The sequence below is a fragment of the Bradyrhizobium sp. AZCC 2289 genome, assembly GCF_036924615.1.
Lineage (GTDB): Bacteria > Pseudomonadota > Alphaproteobacteria > Rhizobiales > Xanthobacteraceae > Bradyrhizobium.
Map to the genome: position 1 here is coordinate 3,737,343 of NZ_JAZHRY010000001.1, position 17,348 is coordinate 3,754,690.

Consider the following 17,348-nt stretch of genomic DNA (forward strand, 5'->3'; position numbering starts at 1 on the left):
TGACAACTGGATTTCAATCCAGCTTCGCCTCCATGCCGCGTTTGGTGGCGGGGCGCGCCATCAGCGCGTTGTACCAGCGCTGGACGTGGGGGAAATCCGAAAGCTCGACCTTGTGGCGCGGGTGGCGCCATGCCCAGCCGAGGATCGCGAAATCCGCGACCGACAAGGCGTCGGCGACGAATTCGCGGGTCGCGAGGCGCCGATCCAGCACGGCGTAAAGCCGGCGCGTCTCGGCCATATAGCGCTTCAGGCCATAGGCGCGGTCCTGCTCGTGCTCCAGCGCGATGAAATGGTGCACCTGGCCGGGCATCGGCCCAAAACCGCCCATCTGCCACATCAGCCATTCATAGACCGGGATGCGCTCGGTCAGCGGCTTGGGCAGGAATTTGCCGGTCTTTTCGCCGAGATAGAGCAGGATCGCCCCGGACTCGAACACGCTGACGCGCTTGCCGTCCGGGCCATCGGGATCGACGATCGCGGGAATCTTGTTGTTCGGGCTGATTGCAAGGAAGGAAGGCGCCATTTGCTCGCCCTTTGAGATATTCACCGGGATCACCTTGTAGGGCAGCCCCATTTCCTCCAGCGCGACCGAGATCTTGCGGCCGTTGGGCGTGTTCCAGGTGTGCAGTTCGATCGTCATTCCGGTTTCCCCCACAAAAGCTTGGCTATCCCGTACCCCGGAACCCGCAAACCTTACAACCGCGCTTTCCACGGGGCGTCCCCGCGCCCGCGGCAGGCTTGCGGGGCGCTGTTGACGGCATGAGATCGGCTCTGGAATGTGCGGCCATCCGTCGATAGATTGCGGCCCGCCTCAACCGCCCGAGTACAAAACCTTGTCCAAATCAGCCTCCCGCGCCCGCCTCGCCGAGATCATCCGCAAGCGTTCGTTCGGCCGCGGCGAGATCACGCTGGCGTCGGGCCGCAAGAGCGATTTCTACTTCAACCTCAAGCCGACCATGCTCGACCCCGAAGGCGCGGCGCTGCTGGCGGAACTGACCTATGAGGCGCTGAAGGACGACCAGCTCGATTTCGTCGGCGGGCTGGAAATGGGCGCGGTGCCGCTGGCCGGCGCAATCGCGCAATTGTCCTGGCTCAAGGGCCACCCGATCGCAGCCTTCTTCGTGCGCAAGAAGCCGAAGGAGCATGGCGCGCGGCTGGCGGTGGAGGGCCTCGCCAAGGGCGAGAGCCTGCAAGGCAAGCGCATCGTGATCGTGGAAGACGTCACCACCACCGGCGGCTCGGCGCTGAAGGCAGTTGAAGCCGTGCGCGACGCCGGCGGCGAGATCGTGCTGGTCTTCACCATGGTGGACCGCGAAGAGGGTGCGACCGAAACCTTCGCCGAAGCCGGGCTCGAATTTCGCTCGCTCTACAGGGCCGGCGAGTTTTTGAAGGATTGATCGGCGGATGTTTCTTACCTCTCCCGCTTGCGGGGGAGGTCGACGCGCAACGCGCGGCGGGTGGGGGCTCTCTCCGAAATCTCCGGCATCAGTTATTTGGTTGGCACCCCCGCCCCGGCCCTCCCCCGCAAGCGGGAGAGGGGGAAGAGACGCATTTCTTTTCAGCCCGCCGTTCCGCGGTCACTGCTCGTTTACCATCCCGTCCTATGGTGAATCCCGACTGAAGCACGTGTTGTTTCGGTGCGTCGTGTTGCGTTGGGTGGAGTTAGCGTTGCGTACAGAGTTGTCTTTTTCGCGCGTGCCGCGCCGCGCGATGCTTGTGGTCGCCGGTACCCTTGCAGCATCGCTGATGCTTGTGCCCGGCGGCGCATCCGCCGAAGGCCTGTTCGATCTGTTTTTCGGCGGCCAGAAGCAGCAGGCGCGACAGGCGCCGCCGCAGGCGAGCTTCTTTGCCGATCCGTTCGGCCTCAATCAGCAACAGCAACCCGCATCGGCACCTGCGCCGCGCGTCGCCGGCTCTGGGCCCGCCTTCTGCGTGCGCAGCTGCGACGGCAAATATTTTCCGCTGACCATGCGCGGCAACGCCACGCCGGTGGCGACCTGCCAGGCGTTCTGTCCGGCCAGCGCCACCAAGGTGTTCTACGGCAGCACCATCGACGGCGCGGCCTCGAGCACCGGCGAGCGCTATGCCGACAGTGAAAACGCCTTCGCCTACCGCAAGGCGCTGCGCGCCGATTGCACCTGCAACGGACGGAACCCCTCAGGCCTGGCGCCGGTCGATCTGACGCTCGACACATCGCTGCGCGCCGGCGATGTGGTGGCCACCACCGACGGTCTGGTCGCCTATACCGGCGTCAGGCTGGGCGCCAACCAGACCGCCGACTTCACGCCGGTCGCGTCGTATCCGGGCCTCACCGCCGAGGTCCGCGCGCGGTTGGGAGAAATGAAGGTCGCGCCCGTGACCGTGGAAATGGTTGGCGAAACCGTGACGCCCGAAACCAGCCGCGACGTCGCGCTGCCGACGACGTCAGTGCCGAAGACGGTCGCGCCGAAGGCGAAGCGGGCGGAAGTGAATTAAGGACGGTCTCTCTACCGTCATTGCGAGCGGAGCGAAGCAATCCATAGCTCGGCCAACGATGGCAGAATGGATTGCTTCGTCGCTTCGCTCCTCGCAACGACGGAAAAAGCCACGGGAAACCCTACCGCCCGACGATGACGCCGATCACGTTCGGCGCCGACAGATATTTTTCCTCGATGCTTGCGCGCGCCGCGGCGCGGTTCTCCGGCGTCAGCAGGCCGCGCTTTTCGGCCAGGATCATCCAGCAATAGCCCCACCAGTCCGTCAGCATGCCCTGATCGTCGACGAGGTCGTAGCCCTGCTCGGCGGCAAAGATGCGGGCATGGGCCTCATCGAGCGAATCGAGCCAGGCGTGATCCCCCAGCGAAAACAGATCGTCGCTGAAATCGTCGGTGGTGTAGCCCCACACCGACATGCAGACCGCGTTGAATTCGCGGTCGATCGCATCGTCGTCGACGACCTGGCGGCGTGACGCCTGATGCAGGCGCGACAGCGAACGCGCGAAATCGGCAATGCGGGTGAGCGCGAATTGATCGAAGGCGATGGTGGACATGTAGTCCTCGCTAACTCGGATAGACCATAGATATAGATATTGTGTCGGCACTGCGCCGAATCACAATGATATATCAAAGACTTGCTAAAGTGTTCTTAATTTGTTCCGACGAAAGTGAGGATGCCGTGAAGTGTCCTCCCTCCATTTAGTAGGAGCCCCAATTTCAGGAGCATCGACAAAATGGAGTTGCAGAGCGTGATCCGGAGAGCCATCGAGCTTGGCCGCCCGACAGGCTTCATCACCTTCGATCAACTCAACGAGCTGGCCCCCTCAGCCACGACCGAGTCGGAAGATATCGAAGCCATCATGGAGGCTTTGAGCGACGAGGGAATAAATATTGTAGATTAGGAGGCCCGGCGTTCGCCGGGACGACGTCGCTTTGAGACCGCCTCTTCCTCACATCGCCGACAGCATCTTGTCGCCGCAATAATTGGCGTAGAATTTTCCGCCGCATTGCCGTTTGATCGCCGCACATCGTGCCGCGGGAGAAGCGTTCGCGGGCACGCTGAACGAACAGCTCAGGCCATCGGCGCTGCGCCCGGCCTTGCTGGCGGCGGAGGCGGCACTTGTGGCGATGATGCAAAATACAAGCAGCGTCGCGGCAGTGATCTCGATCATCAATCTCATGCCAATCCTCCCCTAAGCCATCGTGATCCCGTGGATATCCCTTGGCTTTCGAACGTGATGTTATCACCAAAGCCGCGCCACGCGGAGGCCGCAAATCGGCCCGGTCCTTGCATAAAATCATACCTGCGTATGTGTACAACAATCCCTTGGGCGGTTTCGGTTGCGGTGCAAGACGCGTATCATTGAGTAACTCCCACTGTCAGGATTGACGCAGTGCAAGAACAATCTTTCCCAGGAAGCCATCCCGCGCTGAACCAGCCGATCGACGAGCTGGCGCTGGCCGAGATCAAAAGCGCGATCCTCACCAAGCTGCGGCTGGCGATCGGCAAGGACGCCGGCATGGCGACCAAACGCGACTGGTACAAGGCGGCGGCGCTGGCGTTGCGCGACCGCATCGTGCACCGCTGGTTGATGGCCGAAAAGCAGAGCTACGACGAGGGCCGCAAGCGGGTCTATTATCTCTCGCTCGAATTCCTGATCGGCCGGCTGTTCACCGACGCACTGAACAATATGGGTTTGCTGCAGGTGTTCGAGGCGGCGCTAGGCGATCTCGGCGTCGGCCTTGGCGAGCTGCGCAAATGCGAGCCGGATGCCGCGCTCGGCAATGGCGGTCTCGGGCGGCTCGCGGCCTGCTTCATGGAGAGCATGGCGACGCTGGCGATTCCCGCCATCGGCTACGGCATCCGTTACGATTTCGGCCTGTTCCGCCAGATCATCGCGCACGGCTGGCAGCACGAATATCCGGACGAGTGGCTCGGCTGCGGCAACCCCTGGGAATTCCAGCGGCCGGAGGTGGTCTATAACATCCACTTCGGCGGCCATGTCGAACATAGCGACGACCGCGGCCGCGACCGCGCGACCTGGCATCCGGCGGAAACCGTGGAGGCCATGGCCTATGACACGCCGATCGTGGGCTGGCGCGGCCAGCACGTCAACGCGCTGCGGCTGTGGTCGGCGCACGCGCCTGACCCGCTCAAGCTCGACATCTTCAACTCCGGCGATTATCTCGGCGCGGTCGCCGAGGAAGCGCGCGCGGAATCGATCTGCAAGTTCCTGTACCCGAATGACGAAAGTGCCGCGGGCCGCGAGCTGCGGCTGCGCCAGGAATATTTCTTCGTCTCCGCTTCGCTGCAGGATCTGGTCAAGCGGCACCTTGCCGCCGACGGGCAGTTGCGCAGCCTGGCGTCCAAGGTCGCGGTGCAGCTCAACGACACCCATCCGAGTCTGGCCGTCACCGAGCTGATGCGCATCCTGGTCGACCTGCACAATTTCCGCTGGGACGAAGCGTGGAAGATCACGGTGGCGACGCTGTCCTATACCAACCACACGCTGCTGCCGGAGGCGCTCGAGACCTGGCCGGTCGAACTGTTCGAACGGCTGCTGCCGCGCAATCTCGAGATCATCTACCGCATCAATGTCGCGCATCTGGCGCTGGCCGACCAGCGCTGTCCCGGCGACATCGATTTCAGGGCCTCGGTGTCGTTGATCGACGAGAAGTCTGGCCGCCGGGTGCGGATGGGGCAACTGGCGTTCGTCGGCTCGCATCGCATCAACGGCGTCTCGGCGATGCATTCCGACCTGATGAAGGAGACCGTATTCAACGATCTCAACCATCTTTATCCGGGACGCATCACCAACAAGACCAATGGCATCACCTTCCGCCGCTGGCTGATGCTGGCCAATCCGGGGCTGACCGACCTGATCCGCGAGGCCTGCGGCGAGGCCGTGCTCGACGATTTCTCGCGGTTCGAACATCTCGAAGCCCGCGCCAGCGACAATTCGTTCCAGCAGCGTTTCCGCGACGTCAAGCATCAGAACAAGCTGGCGCTGGCGCGGCTGATCGCCGAGCGCAACAACATCATGGTCGATCCGTCGGCGCTGTTCGACGTCCAGATCAAGCGCATCCACGAATACAAGCGGCAGCTGCTCAATATCCTCGAGGCGGTCGCGCTGTATCAGGCGATCAAGGACGAACCCCAGCGCAACTGGGTACCGCGGGTAAAAATCTTCGCCGGCAAGGCGGCGGCGAGCTATCGCTACGCCAAGCTGATCATCAAGCTGATCAACGACGTCGCCGAGATCGTCAACAACGATCCCGACATCGCCGGACGGCTGAAGGTCGTGTTTCTCGCCGACTACAATGTCAGCCTGGCCGAAATGATCATTCCCGCCGCCGACCTTTCCGAGCAGATTTCGACCGCGGGCATGGAGGCCTCCGGCACCGGCAACATGAAGCTGGCGCTGAACGGCGCGCTGACCATCGGCACGCTGGACGGCGCCAATATCGAAATCCGCGATCATGTCGGCGAGGAGAACATCGCGATCTTCGGCATGGAGGCCGGCGACGTCATGATACGGCGCAAGCAGGGGCTCGACGCCAGCGACGTGATCGGCCGCTCGCCGCGGCTGGCGCGCGCGATCAGTGCGATCGAGAGCGGCGCCTTCTCGCCCGACGACCGCACCCGGTTCCAATCGATCGGGCACGCGCTGCGCTATCTCGACCATTACATGGTCAGCGCCGACTTCGATTCCTACTACGACGCCCAGCGCGGCATCGACGCGCGCTGGCAGGTGATGCCGGCCTGGACGCGCGCCTCGATCCTCAACGTCGCGCGAATGCCGTGGTTCTCCTCGGACCGCACCATCCGCGAATATGCCGAGGAAATCTGGAACGTGCCGGTACATCCGGCCTCGCCGCGATTGTTGCAGGAGCCGGGCGCGCAGCGCGGGGCGACGCGATAGAATTCCGGCGAGTGGAAATCCACTACCTCCAACGTCATTGAATTCAACGCAATTACCGCGATACTGCATCCACGTCATTGCGAGGAGCGTAGCGACGACGCAATCCATTCCTCCGCTTGCGGCACGATGGATTGCTTCGCTTCGCTCGCAATGACGGAATTTGCGTCAACCGCACCGCGTCTCTCAAAACCGAAGAACATCCATGCTCACCAAAACCCCACACCTGTTCGACGACGCCACGCAAGTCACCGCCGGCGACAGCCGCTGGCAGGGAAAGACCAGCGAGGATTACTGGGCCTTTGTCGGCCCGTTCGGCGGCGCCACCGCCGCCACCATCCTGCGGGCGCTGATCGACCATCCGCAACGATCGGGCGATCCGCTGTCGCTCACCGTCAATTACTGCGCGCCGATCGCGGCGGGCGCCTTCGATCTCGACGTCCGGCTGGTGAAGGCCAACCGCTCGACACAGCATTGGTGCGTTGAGATGACGCAGGGCGGTAGCGACGTCGCGACGCTTGCCACCGCGGTGTTCGCCGAACGACGGCCGTCATGGTCGCACCCGCAGGCGCCGTTTCCGGGCGCGAAGCCGTACGAGCAGACGCTGCCTTACGCAAAAGTCGCGGCGGCCTGGGTCAAGCAATACGACTTTCGCTTCGTCGAGGGCGAACCGAATTTCGAGGGCACGCCGACATCGGCGCCGCCGAACGCCTACTCCAAATTATGGATCGGCGACCGCGTGCCGCGGAAAATCGACGCGCTGTCACTGGTGGCGATGTCGGACGCGTTCTTCGGCCGCGTCTTTCACGCCCGGCGCACATTGGTGCCGTTCGGCACGGTATCGCTGACGACCTATTTTCACGCCGATGCCGTCGATCTCGCCGCCGAGGACATCACGCGCGTGCTCGCGGTGGCCGACGCCAAGATTTTCCACAAGTCTTACGGCGACCAGAACGGCGAATTGTGGTCACCGTCCGGACGCCTGCTCGCCACCACGACGCAGATCGCGTATTTCAAGGCGTAGCGGAACATACCGGCGACGCCGTTGTTCGGCCTTTGAAAGACACCTGATGTCCGAACCCGACGCCAAACATCCCCGCATCGCCCTGCTTGGCATCCCCATCGAAATCGGCTCCTCGCAAGCGGGCACGCTGATGGGGCCGGCGGCGCTGCGCACCGCCGGCATCGCGCGGGTGCTCGACCAGTTGGGATTCTGCGTCGAGGATCACGGCGATCTCGCAATATCGGGGGTGTCGTCGGACGGGCCGCCACCGGCAAATGCCAAATTCTATGAAGAAGTGAAGACCTGGATACGGATCCTCGGCGAGCGTTCCTTTGCATTGGCCCGTTCCGGCGCCATCCCGATCTTCATGGGTGGCGATCACAGCCTGTCGATGGGATCGGTGAACGGCGTCGCGCGCCACTGGCAGGAGAAGGGCCGGCCGCTGTTCGTGCTGTGGCTCGATGCCCATGCCGACTACAACACGCCGGCGACGACCGTCACCGGCAATATGCACGGCATGTCGGCCGCGTTCCTGTGCGGCGAACCCGGCCTCGACGGCCTGCTCGGCGACCAGCCCCGCGCCTCCATCACGCCCGACCAGCTCGATCTGTTCGGCATCCGCTCGATCGACCCGCTGGAAAAGAAGCTCATTCGCGATCGTCCGATCGCGATGGCCGACATGCGCGCGATCGACGAGCACGGCGTCGGCGTGTTGATAAGGCGCGTGATCGAACGCGTGAAAGCGCGGAACGGCGTTCTGCATGTCAGTTTCGACGTCGACTTTCTCGATCCGGCGGTCGCACCGGGTGTCGGCACCACGGTCCCGGGCGGCGCCACCTACCGCGAAGCCCATCTGATCATGGAGTTGCTGCATGATTCCGGACTGGTGCGGTCGGTCGACATCGTCGAACTCAATCCGTTCCTCGACGAACGCGGCCGCACCGCGCGGGTCGCGGTGGAACTGATCGGCAGCCTGTTCGGGCTGCAGATCACCGACCGGCCGACACCGAGCAACGCGGTCTTCCCGGACTAACGGTCAGGTCGTCGCCGAAACAGAAAAGGGCGGCCTGATCGGCCGCCCTTTGATTGAAGTCATGGAATCGTTCGCAGCCTCACTCCGCCGCGAGCTTCACTTCCGGCGCGGCGGCGCGGACTTCGGCGTCGACCTGGGATTCGAACTTGGCAAAGTTCTTCTGGAACATGCCGACCAGCGCGCGGGCGGTCTTGTCGAACTCGGCCTTGTCAGCCCAGGTCTTGATGGGATCGAGGATGTGCGGCTCGACGCCGGGCAGCGAGGTCGGCACCGCAAAGCCAAAGTACTTGTCGGTGCGGAAATCGGCTGATCGCAGCGAGCCGTCGAGCGCTGCGGTCAACAGCGCCCGCGTCGCCTTGATCGGCATGCGGCGGCCCGTGCCGTATTTGCCGCCGGTCCAGCCGGTGTTGACCAGCCAGCAGTCGACATTGTGTTTGGCGATCAATTCGCGCAGCAGGTTGCCGTAGACGGAAGGATCGCGCGGCAGGAACGGCGAACCGAAGCAGGTCGAGAATTCCGGCTGCGGCTCGGAGCCCAAGCCGCGCTCGGTGCCCGCGACCTTTGCGGTGTAGCCGGACAGGAAATGATACATCGCCTGCGCCGGCGTCAGTTTGGCAATCGGCGGCATCACGCCAAAGGCGTCGGCCGCCAGCATCACCACATTTTTGGGGTGACCGGCGCGGCCGGTCCGCGAGGCGTTTGGGATGAAGTCGAGCGGATAGGCCGAACGGGTGTTCTCGGTCTTCGAACCGTCGTCGAAGTCGGGCACGCGGGTGTTCTTGTCGAGCACCACGTTTTCCAGCACCGCGCCAAAGCGCTTGCTGGCGGCATAGATCTCGGGCTCGGCCTCCTTCGACAGCTTGATGCATTTGGCGTAGCAGCCGCCTTCGAAATTGAAGATGCCGTCCTCGCCCCAGCCATGCTCGTCGTCGCCGATCAGCGTCCGCTTCGGGTCGGCCGAGAGCGTGGTCTTGCCGGTGCCCGACAGGCCGAAGAAGATCGCGCTGTCGCCGTCGGGGCCGACATTGGCCGAGCAGTGCATCGGCATCACGCCCTTTTCGGGCAGATAATAGTTCAGCGTCGTGAACACGCTCTTCTTCATCTCGCCGGCATAATAAGACCCGCCGATCAGGACGATCTTGCGGGCGAAATCGATCGCGACGACGTTCTCGGATTTGCAGCCGTGACGTTTGGGATCGGCGCGGAAGCTCGGCAGGTCGATGATGGTCAGTTCCGGTACGAAGCTTTCAAGTTCCGACGCCTCGGGGCGGATCAGCAGCGTGCGGATGAACAGCGAGTGCCAGGCCAATTCAGTAAAGACGCGGGTCTTGATGCGGTGGCTCGGGTCGGCGCCGCCATAGAGATCCTGCGCGAACAGCGTCATGCCTTCGGCGTGCTTGAGGAAGTCGGCGTAAAGCGTGGCGAACTGGTCCGAGGTGATCGACTGGTTGCCGGCCCACCACATGTTCTTGTCGGTCAAGCCATCGCGAACCGTGAACTTGTCCTTCGGGCTGCGGCCGGTGAATACACCGGTATCGGCGCAGAGCGCGCCATCGGCCGAGACCACGGCTTCGCCCGCACGCAGCGCGTGCTCGTAAAGCTGGGGCGCGCCAAAGTTCCAGTTCACGCCCCCAAGATTTTTTAAGCCGAATTTGTCGGCGCCAAAGGCACCGTTATGCACGCCCGTCTCTTGCACGAAGAATCCTCCTCGAACCCGCGTATCTCGATCGCGCGAATGCCGCCAAACGCGCCTGTGTCGCGGTGACCCTGTGAATATAGCCTTCCGGCCATGGTCCGGCGACCTAATACTGATGAACGCCGCGCTTGCCAAGCCGATCCCGTGCGTTTTGGTATATTCCGGCCATGGCTTTGATCTGGATCAATTTTTGCTGCAGCGCGGAGGCTGATCCGCAAGGTATTTTGACGATGTTAGCGCTGTCATGGCGACGATCAGTCGCGCTCCCGCCAAATCTTTTATTGCGGCGCACCATTGAATGCTTAACGGGGCGCTCCTTCGCCAATGAGGGCGAATGGACCCCAGAACGCCGGATAGGCATTCCTGGGCGATGAGGCATCGTTGAGATAGGCCAGCATGGCCTGACGCAGCGCCTCGGCGCGGCCGAGCCGGGGATCGGTTTTGAGACGATCGAAGGTCGAGGTGGTCAAGCGGGTGGCCGCTTCCGAATCGACCGACCAGTGCGAGACCAGCAATGCTCTTGCACCGGCATAGAAGAACGATCGCGCGAGACCCGACAGCGCTTCGGCGCCGGGCTTGTCGCCGGCGATGGTATTGCACGCGGACAACACCACCCAATCGGCATTGAGCTTCAATTGCGCGACTTCGCTCGAGGTGAGCAGGCCGTCGTCGAGTTCGCTCGGTTGTTTCGGCAGGCTCAGCACCAGCGACGGTTCGCCGACACCCCTTACGTCGCCGGCGACGAGGCCATGGGTCGCGAAATAGATGATGCCGTAATCGGCGAGGGCCAGGCGCTTGACGGTGGTTTCGCTTGCGTCGCTGCCCAGATGAATATCGCCGGCGGCAACGCCGAGATCTTTTGCGACCGCCTTGAGTTCGTCGGCGGTGTCGGGCAGTTGCGGCAAGGCTGCCGCGAGCCTGGCGCGGTCGACGCCGGCGCCGTGCCAGAAGTCGGTATAGGCCGATGTCACCAGCGCCCGGGACGCAGACTTGGTGGCACCCGGTTTGGCGGCGGCGCGATTATCACCAGTGCCCTCCGGCGACGGGTTGAACAGCGGATCGCCGAAACCGGTCATCGGTTTTGTGCTTTGAGCACGGTGCGCAACGACGCGCAGCGATTTCAGACTCGCGACGGAGGGCAGCACCGACACCGCCTGCCGCTTCAGCAGCCAGGCAGCGTCGCGATAGCCATCGAGTGTTTCCGGGATCGCCGCCGCGGGTTTTTCCGTCACCAGCAGATGGAACGGCAGCGCCGTCAGCGCGCCCGCGGGCGCAACCAGCAGACTCCGCTTGTCCTTGACCAGCGCCTCGACCGGACCCAGCAGGGTCGCATACAACTCGTTGGCAAGCGCCAGATCGAACAGTCCGGACTTGCCGGACGCATCGCTGGCGTGACTGACATCAAGGCCGTGGCGGAACCGCGCAACCTTCTGCGACAAGGCCTCGGCGCCGAGCGGAACGGACTTCCAGTCAAACGCGTCCTGCGTGATCGCAAAGACATAGCTTTCCTTTTCCGTGACCGAGAACAGCACCATGGCCTCAGTGCCTGACAACAGCGCCTGAATCTCCTTCGCCGTCATCGGCAGCGGATTCGACAGGGCGGCATAGTCGGGGAATTCGGCCGCGAAGGTTTTTTGCAGACCCGCACGTTCCGCGGAAACAGCGGCAAGGCGTTCCCTGCTCCGCTGCTCGGCCGCGACATCGCGCTTCGACCGCTCTTTGGACACCGCTGCAATGATCGCCTTGTCGAGCATTTCCGCCTCCGCGGCGAGGTCCTGATCCCTGCGCACCAGTTGCGCGAGACGATCGGTCCCGGCCGCCAGCCGCACCGCCAGCTTGTTCACGGCGGAAGCGGCCGATGACTGGGTGCCGCGCTGGACCGCGTTGAGCGCATCGTCGAGCGCCTTTTCGGCCGGCATCAATTGTTGCTGCTGCGCCGACAACAACACGGCGAGCGCGACGCGCGGCTGAGCCCGTCCGTTCGCGATCGTCTGTTCCACGATCGGCAATGCATCGGCCGTGCGTCCCTCCGCCTGATAGAGCGAGGCCATATTGTTCAGCGACATCGCAAGATCCGGATGATCGGCGCCGAGCGCGCTTTGGCGGATCGCCACCGCGCGCTGATACAGCGGCTCGGCATCCGCGTAACGGCTCTGCCGTTCATAAAAGTCCGCCAGATTGTTCAGCGAACGCGCGACATCGGGATGATCGCGGCCGAGCACTTTCTCGCGGATCGCAAGCGACCGCTTGATCAGCGGCTCGGCCTCGGCGTAGCGGCCTCCAGCCTTGTCGACCTGGCCGAGATTGTTCAGCAGCGTCGCGACCGCGGGATGCTCCGGTCCAGCCGCTTTTTCGTAGATCCCAAGCGCACGCCTGAACAACGGCTCGGAATCGGCGTGGCGCCCCTGCTTCTCATACAGCGTCGCTAGATTGTTTAGCGACTGCCCGACATCGGGATGGTCTTGTGGAAGCGATTTTTCGCGCAGCGTCAGCGCCCGCTTGAACAACGGTTCGGCCTCGGCATAGCGCTCCTGTCGCTGGTACAGCGCCGCCAGATTGTTCAATTCAGGGGCCATCGCGGATGAGTCGAGACCGGCCGCCTGCTCCAGGATGGCGATCGACCGCTTGAGCAACGGTTCGGCCTCGGCGTCCCTGCCTTGGTGGCCATAGAGATCCGCCAGATTGTTCAGCGCGCCTGCGACATCGCGATCAAGGGGACCGCGGGTCTTCTCCAGGGCTTCCAGCTGATGCCGCGCCAGCGTGGTTGCTTCGGCATATTTTCCGGCCCGGCTGAGCTCGGCGATTTTGGCGCTGAGTGCCGCCGTCTCGCCTTTTTGCGCCGACGACGGCGCGCTGAAGCCGGTGCTCGCGATCAGCGCGAGCCACAGCACAAGACGTAATCGATTGCGCGGTTTCATCCTGCCGACTTGCGTTGGTTAACCGCCGCGACGCGCGCCGGCATCGACTAAGTCGCGGAAACCTACCTGCCCGTTCAATCCGCCTGCGATGATCCGCTAGTCCTTGGCCCGGGCCTCACCCGCCAGCCTGACCAGCATCTTCCGCAACTCGCCCGGCCCGGTCACCCGTTCCGGGAAATCCAGCCGCAATGTTGTTGCACCGGCCTGCATATCCATCCCGTCGGGGTCGCAGCCGGTGCATGTCCAGTCGGCGCTGTCGGCGCCGAGCAGTTTTGTCGCATAGAGGTTCATCGCCTCGCGGTGATCCTCGTTCATGTGCTGGATCGCGCCCGGCTCGGCTTCCAGCAGCGCCTCCGCGTTCGAAATATCGGTCAAAAACTGCCCAGGTTTGAGGTCGACGATCCGCCCAAAACCGGCGACCAGATGGGCGCCGGAGGGCGCGATCCGGAAGAAAGAGAAATCTTTGAAGTCCGCGAAGCCTTCCGCCGACGGATGGGCGTTGAGGTAGCGCCGGCGCAACAACGCGGCTTCATCGCCCGTGGCCTCCTCGGCCCGGCCCGCCAGCATGATCCGGGCACCCTCCAGCGGGTCGCCCGCGGCCCGCTCGTCGAGCATCAGCGACACCCTGGAATCGCCAATGATGTTCCTGGTGTGCAGCGCCAGCCGCGAAATCAGCAGAATCGGTGACGCATCGGCGTGGCTGGCGACATTGACCAGCGAGCAATAGGGGTCGCCACTGCCAACCATCAGGGTCGCCAGCGCCCCCTGCCGGCTGCGCCGGAGCAGCGAGCGGGCCAGCCTGGAAGCGTTAAAATCGGGGGGCGGTTGCATGGTTCCAATCAGCCATCTTATTGCAAAAAGGGCCTTTTCTCAGGCCTTGAGGGTGCTATATGGGATAGAACGCATCACCCGCAGAACCGTTTTTGCGGAACTCGGTCACACTTCAGCCCAGCTTGCATTGCTCGTTGACCGCGTAGGAAGCCCATTTATACGGCGCATAGCTGAATTGCCCGCCGTTTAAGCCACTCTCTGATCTGAAAGCAGGCTCATGCCCACAATCGCCCTGGTCGACGACGACCGCAACATTCTGACATCCGTCTCGATCGCGCTCGAAGCCGAAGGCTATCGCATCATGACCTATACGGATGGAGCCTCGGCGCTGGACGGTTTCCGCACCTCACCACCGGATCTTGCGATCCTCGATATCAAGATGCCGCGCATGGACGGCATGGAGACGCTGCGGCGGCTGCGGCAGAAATCCGATCTGCCGGTGATTTTTCTCACCTCCAAGGATGAGGAGATCGACGAATTGTTCGGCCTCAAGATGGGCGCCGACGATTTCATCCGCAAGCCGTTCTCGCAGCGCCTGCTGGTCGAGCGCGTCAAAGCCGTGCTCCGCCGTGGCCAGCCGAAGGATCCGACCGCCGCTCCCAAGGAGCCGGACGCAAGGGCGCTGGACCGCGGCCTGTTACGGATGGATCCGGAGCGTCACACCTGCACCTGGAAGAACGAGCCGGTGACGCTGACGGTAACGGAATTCCTGATCCTGCAGGCCCTGGCGACACGGCCCGGCGTGGTGAAAAGCCGCAATGCGCTGATGGACGCGGCCTATGACGACCAGGTCTATGTCGACGACCGCACCATCGACAGCCACATCAAGCGGCTGCGCAAGAAGTTCAAGGTGGTGGACGACGATTTCGAGATGATCGAGACGCTGTACGGCGTCGGCTATCGCTTCAAGGAAGCCTGATCTGCGCAGTGTGAACTGGCGCGTCCGCGCGTCTGGGGTAGGATACGAGAGCAGCGCGCACGCGGGATATATTTGAGACAACGGGCAGTTTTGGCCATTGCTAGATCGAACGCAGCCTGACGCGAGCCTGACCAACGAGGATGCTTTCCCGCACCTCGATGGGGACCACGTTGCCGACGACAGCCTGCCCGAGAAGGGCTGGCGGCGGCCGCTCGGCTGGCTGCGCCGCGCCGGCCAGTTCTTCTTCGCGCTGTCCTTCTCCAGCCTCACCCGCCGCATCGTCTCGCTCAATTTGGCCGGCCTCGTGGCGCTGGTGGCGAGCATTCTCTATCTCTCGCAATTCCGCGCCGGCCTGATCGACGCGCGCGCGCAGAGCCTGCTGGTGCAGGCCGAGATCATCGCGGGCGCGATCGCGGCATCCGCCACGGTTCAGACCAACACCATCACCATCGATCCCGAACGGCTGCTCGACCTGAAGCCCGGCGAGGTCTATCGCGCGCCGGACGAGTATTCCGGCCTCAATTTCTCGATCAATCCGGAGCGCGTCGCGCCGGTGTTGAAGACGCTGATTCTGCCGACCAAGACCCGCGCGCGGATCTTCGATGGCGACGGAGGCTTGATCCTCGACAGCCGCAGCCTCGAAATCGTGTGGAGCTTGCCGTTGCCGCCGCCGTCCTCGGAGAAGCCGGGCCTCGCGGAGCGAACGATGATCGCCATTCGCCTCTGGCTCAATCGGGGCGATCTGCCGCTGTATCGCGAACTCGGGCCGGAGAACGGCAACGGCTACCAGGAAGTCGCGGATGCGCTGGGCGGCCAGAAGCGCAGCATGGTGCGCGTCAACGCGCGCGGCGAGGTGATCGTGTCGGTCGCAGTGCCGGTGCAGCGATCCCGCGAAATCCGGGGCGCGCTGATGCTCTCGACCCAGGGCGACGAAATCGACCAGATGGTGACCGCCGAGCGGTTGGCCATCCTGAAGGTCGGCGGCGTCGCTTCCGCGGTCATGATCGTGCTGTCATTGCTGCTCGCGAGCACGATCGCCGGCCCGGTGCGACGGCTTGCCGACGGTGCCGAGCGGGTCCGCCGCCGCATCCAGACCCGTGTCGAAATTCCCGATTTCACCCGCCGCCGCGACGAGATCGGCCATCTCTCCGGCGCGCTGCGCGACATGACCAACGCGCTCTATAGCCGGATCGAGGCGATCGAGATGTTCGCCGCCGACGTCGCCCATGAATTGAAGAATCCGCTGACGTCGCTGCGCTCGGCGGTGGAAACGCTGCCGCTGGCGCGCAACGAGAACAGCCGCGCGCGGCTGCTCGCCGTGATCGAGCACGACGTCAAGCGGCTCGACCGGCTGATCTCGGACATCTCCGACGCCAGCCGCCTCGATGCCGAACTGCAGCGGCAGGACATGACGCCGGTCGACCTGCGCCGGCTCCTGACCACACTGACATCGGTCGCCAACGAAACGCGGCTCGGCCACGACGGCGTCGCCGTCGATGTGCGCTTCGAGGGCCGAACCCCGACCGACACCTTCTCGGTGCCCGGCCATGATTCGCGGCTTGGGCAGGTGATCTCCAATCTGCTGTCCAATGCGCGGTCGTTTTCCAACGCGGGCGGCAAGGTCCGCATCATTTGCCGCCGGGTGCGATCGGAAATCGAGATTGTGATCGACGACGACGGGCCGGGCATTGGCGAGCATGCGCTGGAGCGCATCTTCGAGCGCTTCTACACCGACCGGCCGCATCAGGGCTTTGGCCAGAATTCGGGGCTCGGGCTTTCAATCTCCAAGCAGATCATCGAAGCGCATGGCGGGCGAATCTGGGCGGAAAATCGCGCCGGCCCCGCGGATGCCGAGGGCGGGCCTACGGTTTCGGGCGCGCGTTTCGTGGTCAGGCTGCCGGCGCCATGACGCCGGAGGCGAGCGTGCACGCCTCGGCCGTCCTGGTCGGTGATCGTGGCGTGCTGATCCGCGGTCCCTCAGGCGCCGGCAAGTCCCGGCTGGCGTTCGATCTGATCCTGGCCGGACGCGCGGGGCAGGTTCCGCCGGCCATCCTGGTCGGCGATGACCGTGTCTATCTCGACACAGTTGGCGGACAATTGGTGGTTCGGCCAGTGCCGGAATTGGCCGGGCTGATCGAGATTCGGGGGCTCGGCATCCGTCGCTGCGACGTCGTCCGTGAGGCTGTGGTGGCCCTCGTGGTGGATCTTGACGCCGCAGACGCGGAACGGCTGCCGCCGCCCGAAGCGCTCCAGACCCGCCTAAATGGTGTCTTATTACCGCGAATCCTCGTTGGGATGGGCTTCGCACCCCTTCCGCTGGTTGTCGCCGCGCTGACGACAACTGAGAGTTCATCTTCCGGTAACCATATGGAGGATTGTTTGAAGGGGTTTGGTAACCATATCAGCCCCACTATTGCGACCGAATAGACCGGCGCAGGCTCCCCTTTCCAACAGCGAATTCCGGGAGATTAGCCAAGATCCCCTCTTGCGCGGGGGCTCTGGATGGTCAAAGTGGCGCGTTCGTGCGGTGCACCAAAAAGCACCCGCGAGGAGT

At 63.6% G+C, this 17,348-nt stretch carries 15 protein-coding genes; 9 read left to right on the top strand and 6 right to left on the bottom strand.

Going from position 1 to position 17,348, the window contains the following annotated elements; genetic code table 11:
* Positions 1–13: 13 nt before the first annotated feature.
* Complete coding sequence (locus V1289_RS17875; protein WP_334398112.1) at positions 14–640, bottom strand: glutathione S-transferase family protein; 627 nt, start codon at positions 638–640, stop codon at positions 14–16.
* Positions 641–833: 193 nt separating this feature from the next.
* Between V1289_RS17875 and pyrE the strand changes: the two genes are divergently transcribed.
* Both pyrE and V1289_RS17885 read left to right on the top strand, forming a co-directional pair.
* Complete coding sequence (pyrE, locus tag V1289_RS17880; RefSeq protein WP_334398113.1) at positions 834–1,397, top strand: orotate phosphoribosyltransferase; 564 nt, start codon at positions 834–836, stop codon at positions 1,395–1,397.
* A 271-nt stretch (positions 1,398–1,668) separates the two neighbouring features.
* Positions 1,669–2,475 carry a DUF2865 domain-containing protein gene (locus V1289_RS17885; protein WP_442896023.1) on the top strand — a complete coding sequence of 269 codons (807 nt, stop codon included), beginning with the start codon at positions 1,669–1,671 and terminating at the stop codon, positions 2,473–2,475.
* 121 nt (positions 2,476–2,596) lie between these two features.
* Here the strand turns inward: V1289_RS17885 and V1289_RS17890 are convergent, their stop codons facing one another.
* Positions 2,597–3,028 carry a hypothetical protein gene (locus V1289_RS17890; RefSeq protein ID WP_309180240.1) on the bottom strand — a complete coding sequence of 144 codons (432 nt, stop codon included), beginning with the start codon at positions 3,026–3,028 and terminating at the stop codon, positions 2,597–2,599.
* A gap of 180 nt (positions 3,029–3,208) precedes the next feature.
* Here V1289_RS17890 and V1289_RS17895 point away from each other — a divergent pair, with 180 nt between their 5' ends.
* A complete protein-coding gene (locus tag V1289_RS17895) occupies positions 3,209–3,376 on the top strand; it encodes an RNA polymerase sigma factor region1.1 domain-containing protein (protein WP_334398114.1) in 168 nt (55 codons plus the stop codon).
* Positions 3,377–3,424: 48 nt separating this feature from the next.
* Here V1289_RS17895 and V1289_RS17900 read toward each other — a convergent pair whose 3' ends face one another.
* Positions 3,425–3,655 (bottom strand): hypothetical protein, encoded by a 231-nt coding sequence (locus V1289_RS17900; RefSeq protein WP_334398115.1) that lies wholly within the window; start codon positions 3,653–3,655, stop codon positions 3,425–3,427.
* A gap of 213 nt (positions 3,656–3,868) precedes the next feature.
* On the opposite strand from V1289_RS17900, the gene V1289_RS17905 reads away from it, so the two are divergent.
* From V1289_RS17905 to rocF, 3 genes are all read left to right on the top strand, one after another.
* Positions 3,869–6,397 (top strand): glycogen/starch/alpha-glucan phosphorylase, encoded by a 2,529-nt coding sequence (locus V1289_RS17905; RefSeq protein WP_334398116.1) that lies wholly within the window; start codon positions 3,869–3,871, stop codon positions 6,395–6,397.
* A 202-nt stretch (positions 6,398–6,599) separates the two neighbouring features.
* Positions 6,600–7,418 (top strand): acyl-CoA thioesterase, encoded by an 819-nt coding sequence (locus V1289_RS17910; RefSeq protein ID WP_334398117.1) that lies wholly within the window; start codon positions 6,600–6,602, stop codon positions 7,416–7,418.
* 46 nt (positions 7,419–7,464) lie between these two features.
* Positions 7,465–8,430: an arginase gene (gene rocF / locus V1289_RS17915; protein ID WP_334398118.1), complete on the top strand. Its 966-nt coding sequence runs from the start codon at positions 7,465–7,467 to the stop codon at positions 8,428–8,430.
* Between the two features lie 79 nt (positions 8,431–8,509).
* Here the strand turns inward: rocF and V1289_RS17920 are convergent, their stop codons facing one another.
* From V1289_RS17920 to V1289_RS17930, 3 genes are all read right to left on the bottom strand, one after another.
* A complete protein-coding gene (locus tag V1289_RS17920) occupies positions 8,510–10,126 on the bottom strand; it encodes a phosphoenolpyruvate carboxykinase (protein WP_334398119.1) in 1,617 nt (538 codons plus the stop codon).
* 302 nt (positions 10,127–10,428) lie between these two features.
* The gene (locus tag V1289_RS17925) at positions 10,429–13,044 is read right to left on the bottom strand and encodes a CHAT domain-containing tetratricopeptide repeat protein (protein WP_334398120.1); all 2,616 of its coding nucleotides are present in this window, start codon (positions 13,042–13,044) and stop codon (positions 10,429–10,431) included.
* Positions 13,045–13,140: 96 nt separating this feature from the next.
* Positions 13,141–13,875 carry a HugZ family pyridoxamine 5'-phosphate oxidase gene (locus tag V1289_RS17930; RefSeq protein WP_334398121.1) on the bottom strand — a complete coding sequence of 245 codons (735 nt, stop codon included), beginning with the start codon at positions 13,873–13,875 and terminating at the stop codon, positions 13,141–13,143.
* Positions 13,876–14,092: 217 nt separating this feature from the next.
* On the opposite strand from V1289_RS17930, the gene V1289_RS17935 reads away from it, so the two are divergent.
* From V1289_RS17935 to V1289_RS17945, 3 genes are all read left to right on the top strand, one after another.
* Positions 14,093–14,794 (top strand): response regulator transcription factor, encoded by a 702-nt coding sequence (locus tag V1289_RS17935; protein WP_016843287.1) that lies wholly within the window; start codon positions 14,093–14,095, stop codon positions 14,792–14,794.
* 97 nt (positions 14,795–14,891) lie between these two features.
* Entirely contained in the window at positions 14,892–16,703 is a 1,812-nt protein-coding gene (locus V1289_RS17940; protein WP_334398122.1) for a sensor histidine kinase, read from the top strand.
* Complete coding sequence (locus V1289_RS17945) at positions 16,700–17,221, top strand: HPr kinase/phosphorylase (protein ID WP_334398123.1); 522 nt, start codon at positions 16,700–16,702, stop codon at positions 17,219–17,221. Before V1289_RS17940 ends, V1289_RS17945 begins: the two co-directional genes overlap by 4 nt.
* Positions 17,222–17,348 lie beyond the last annotated feature (127 nt).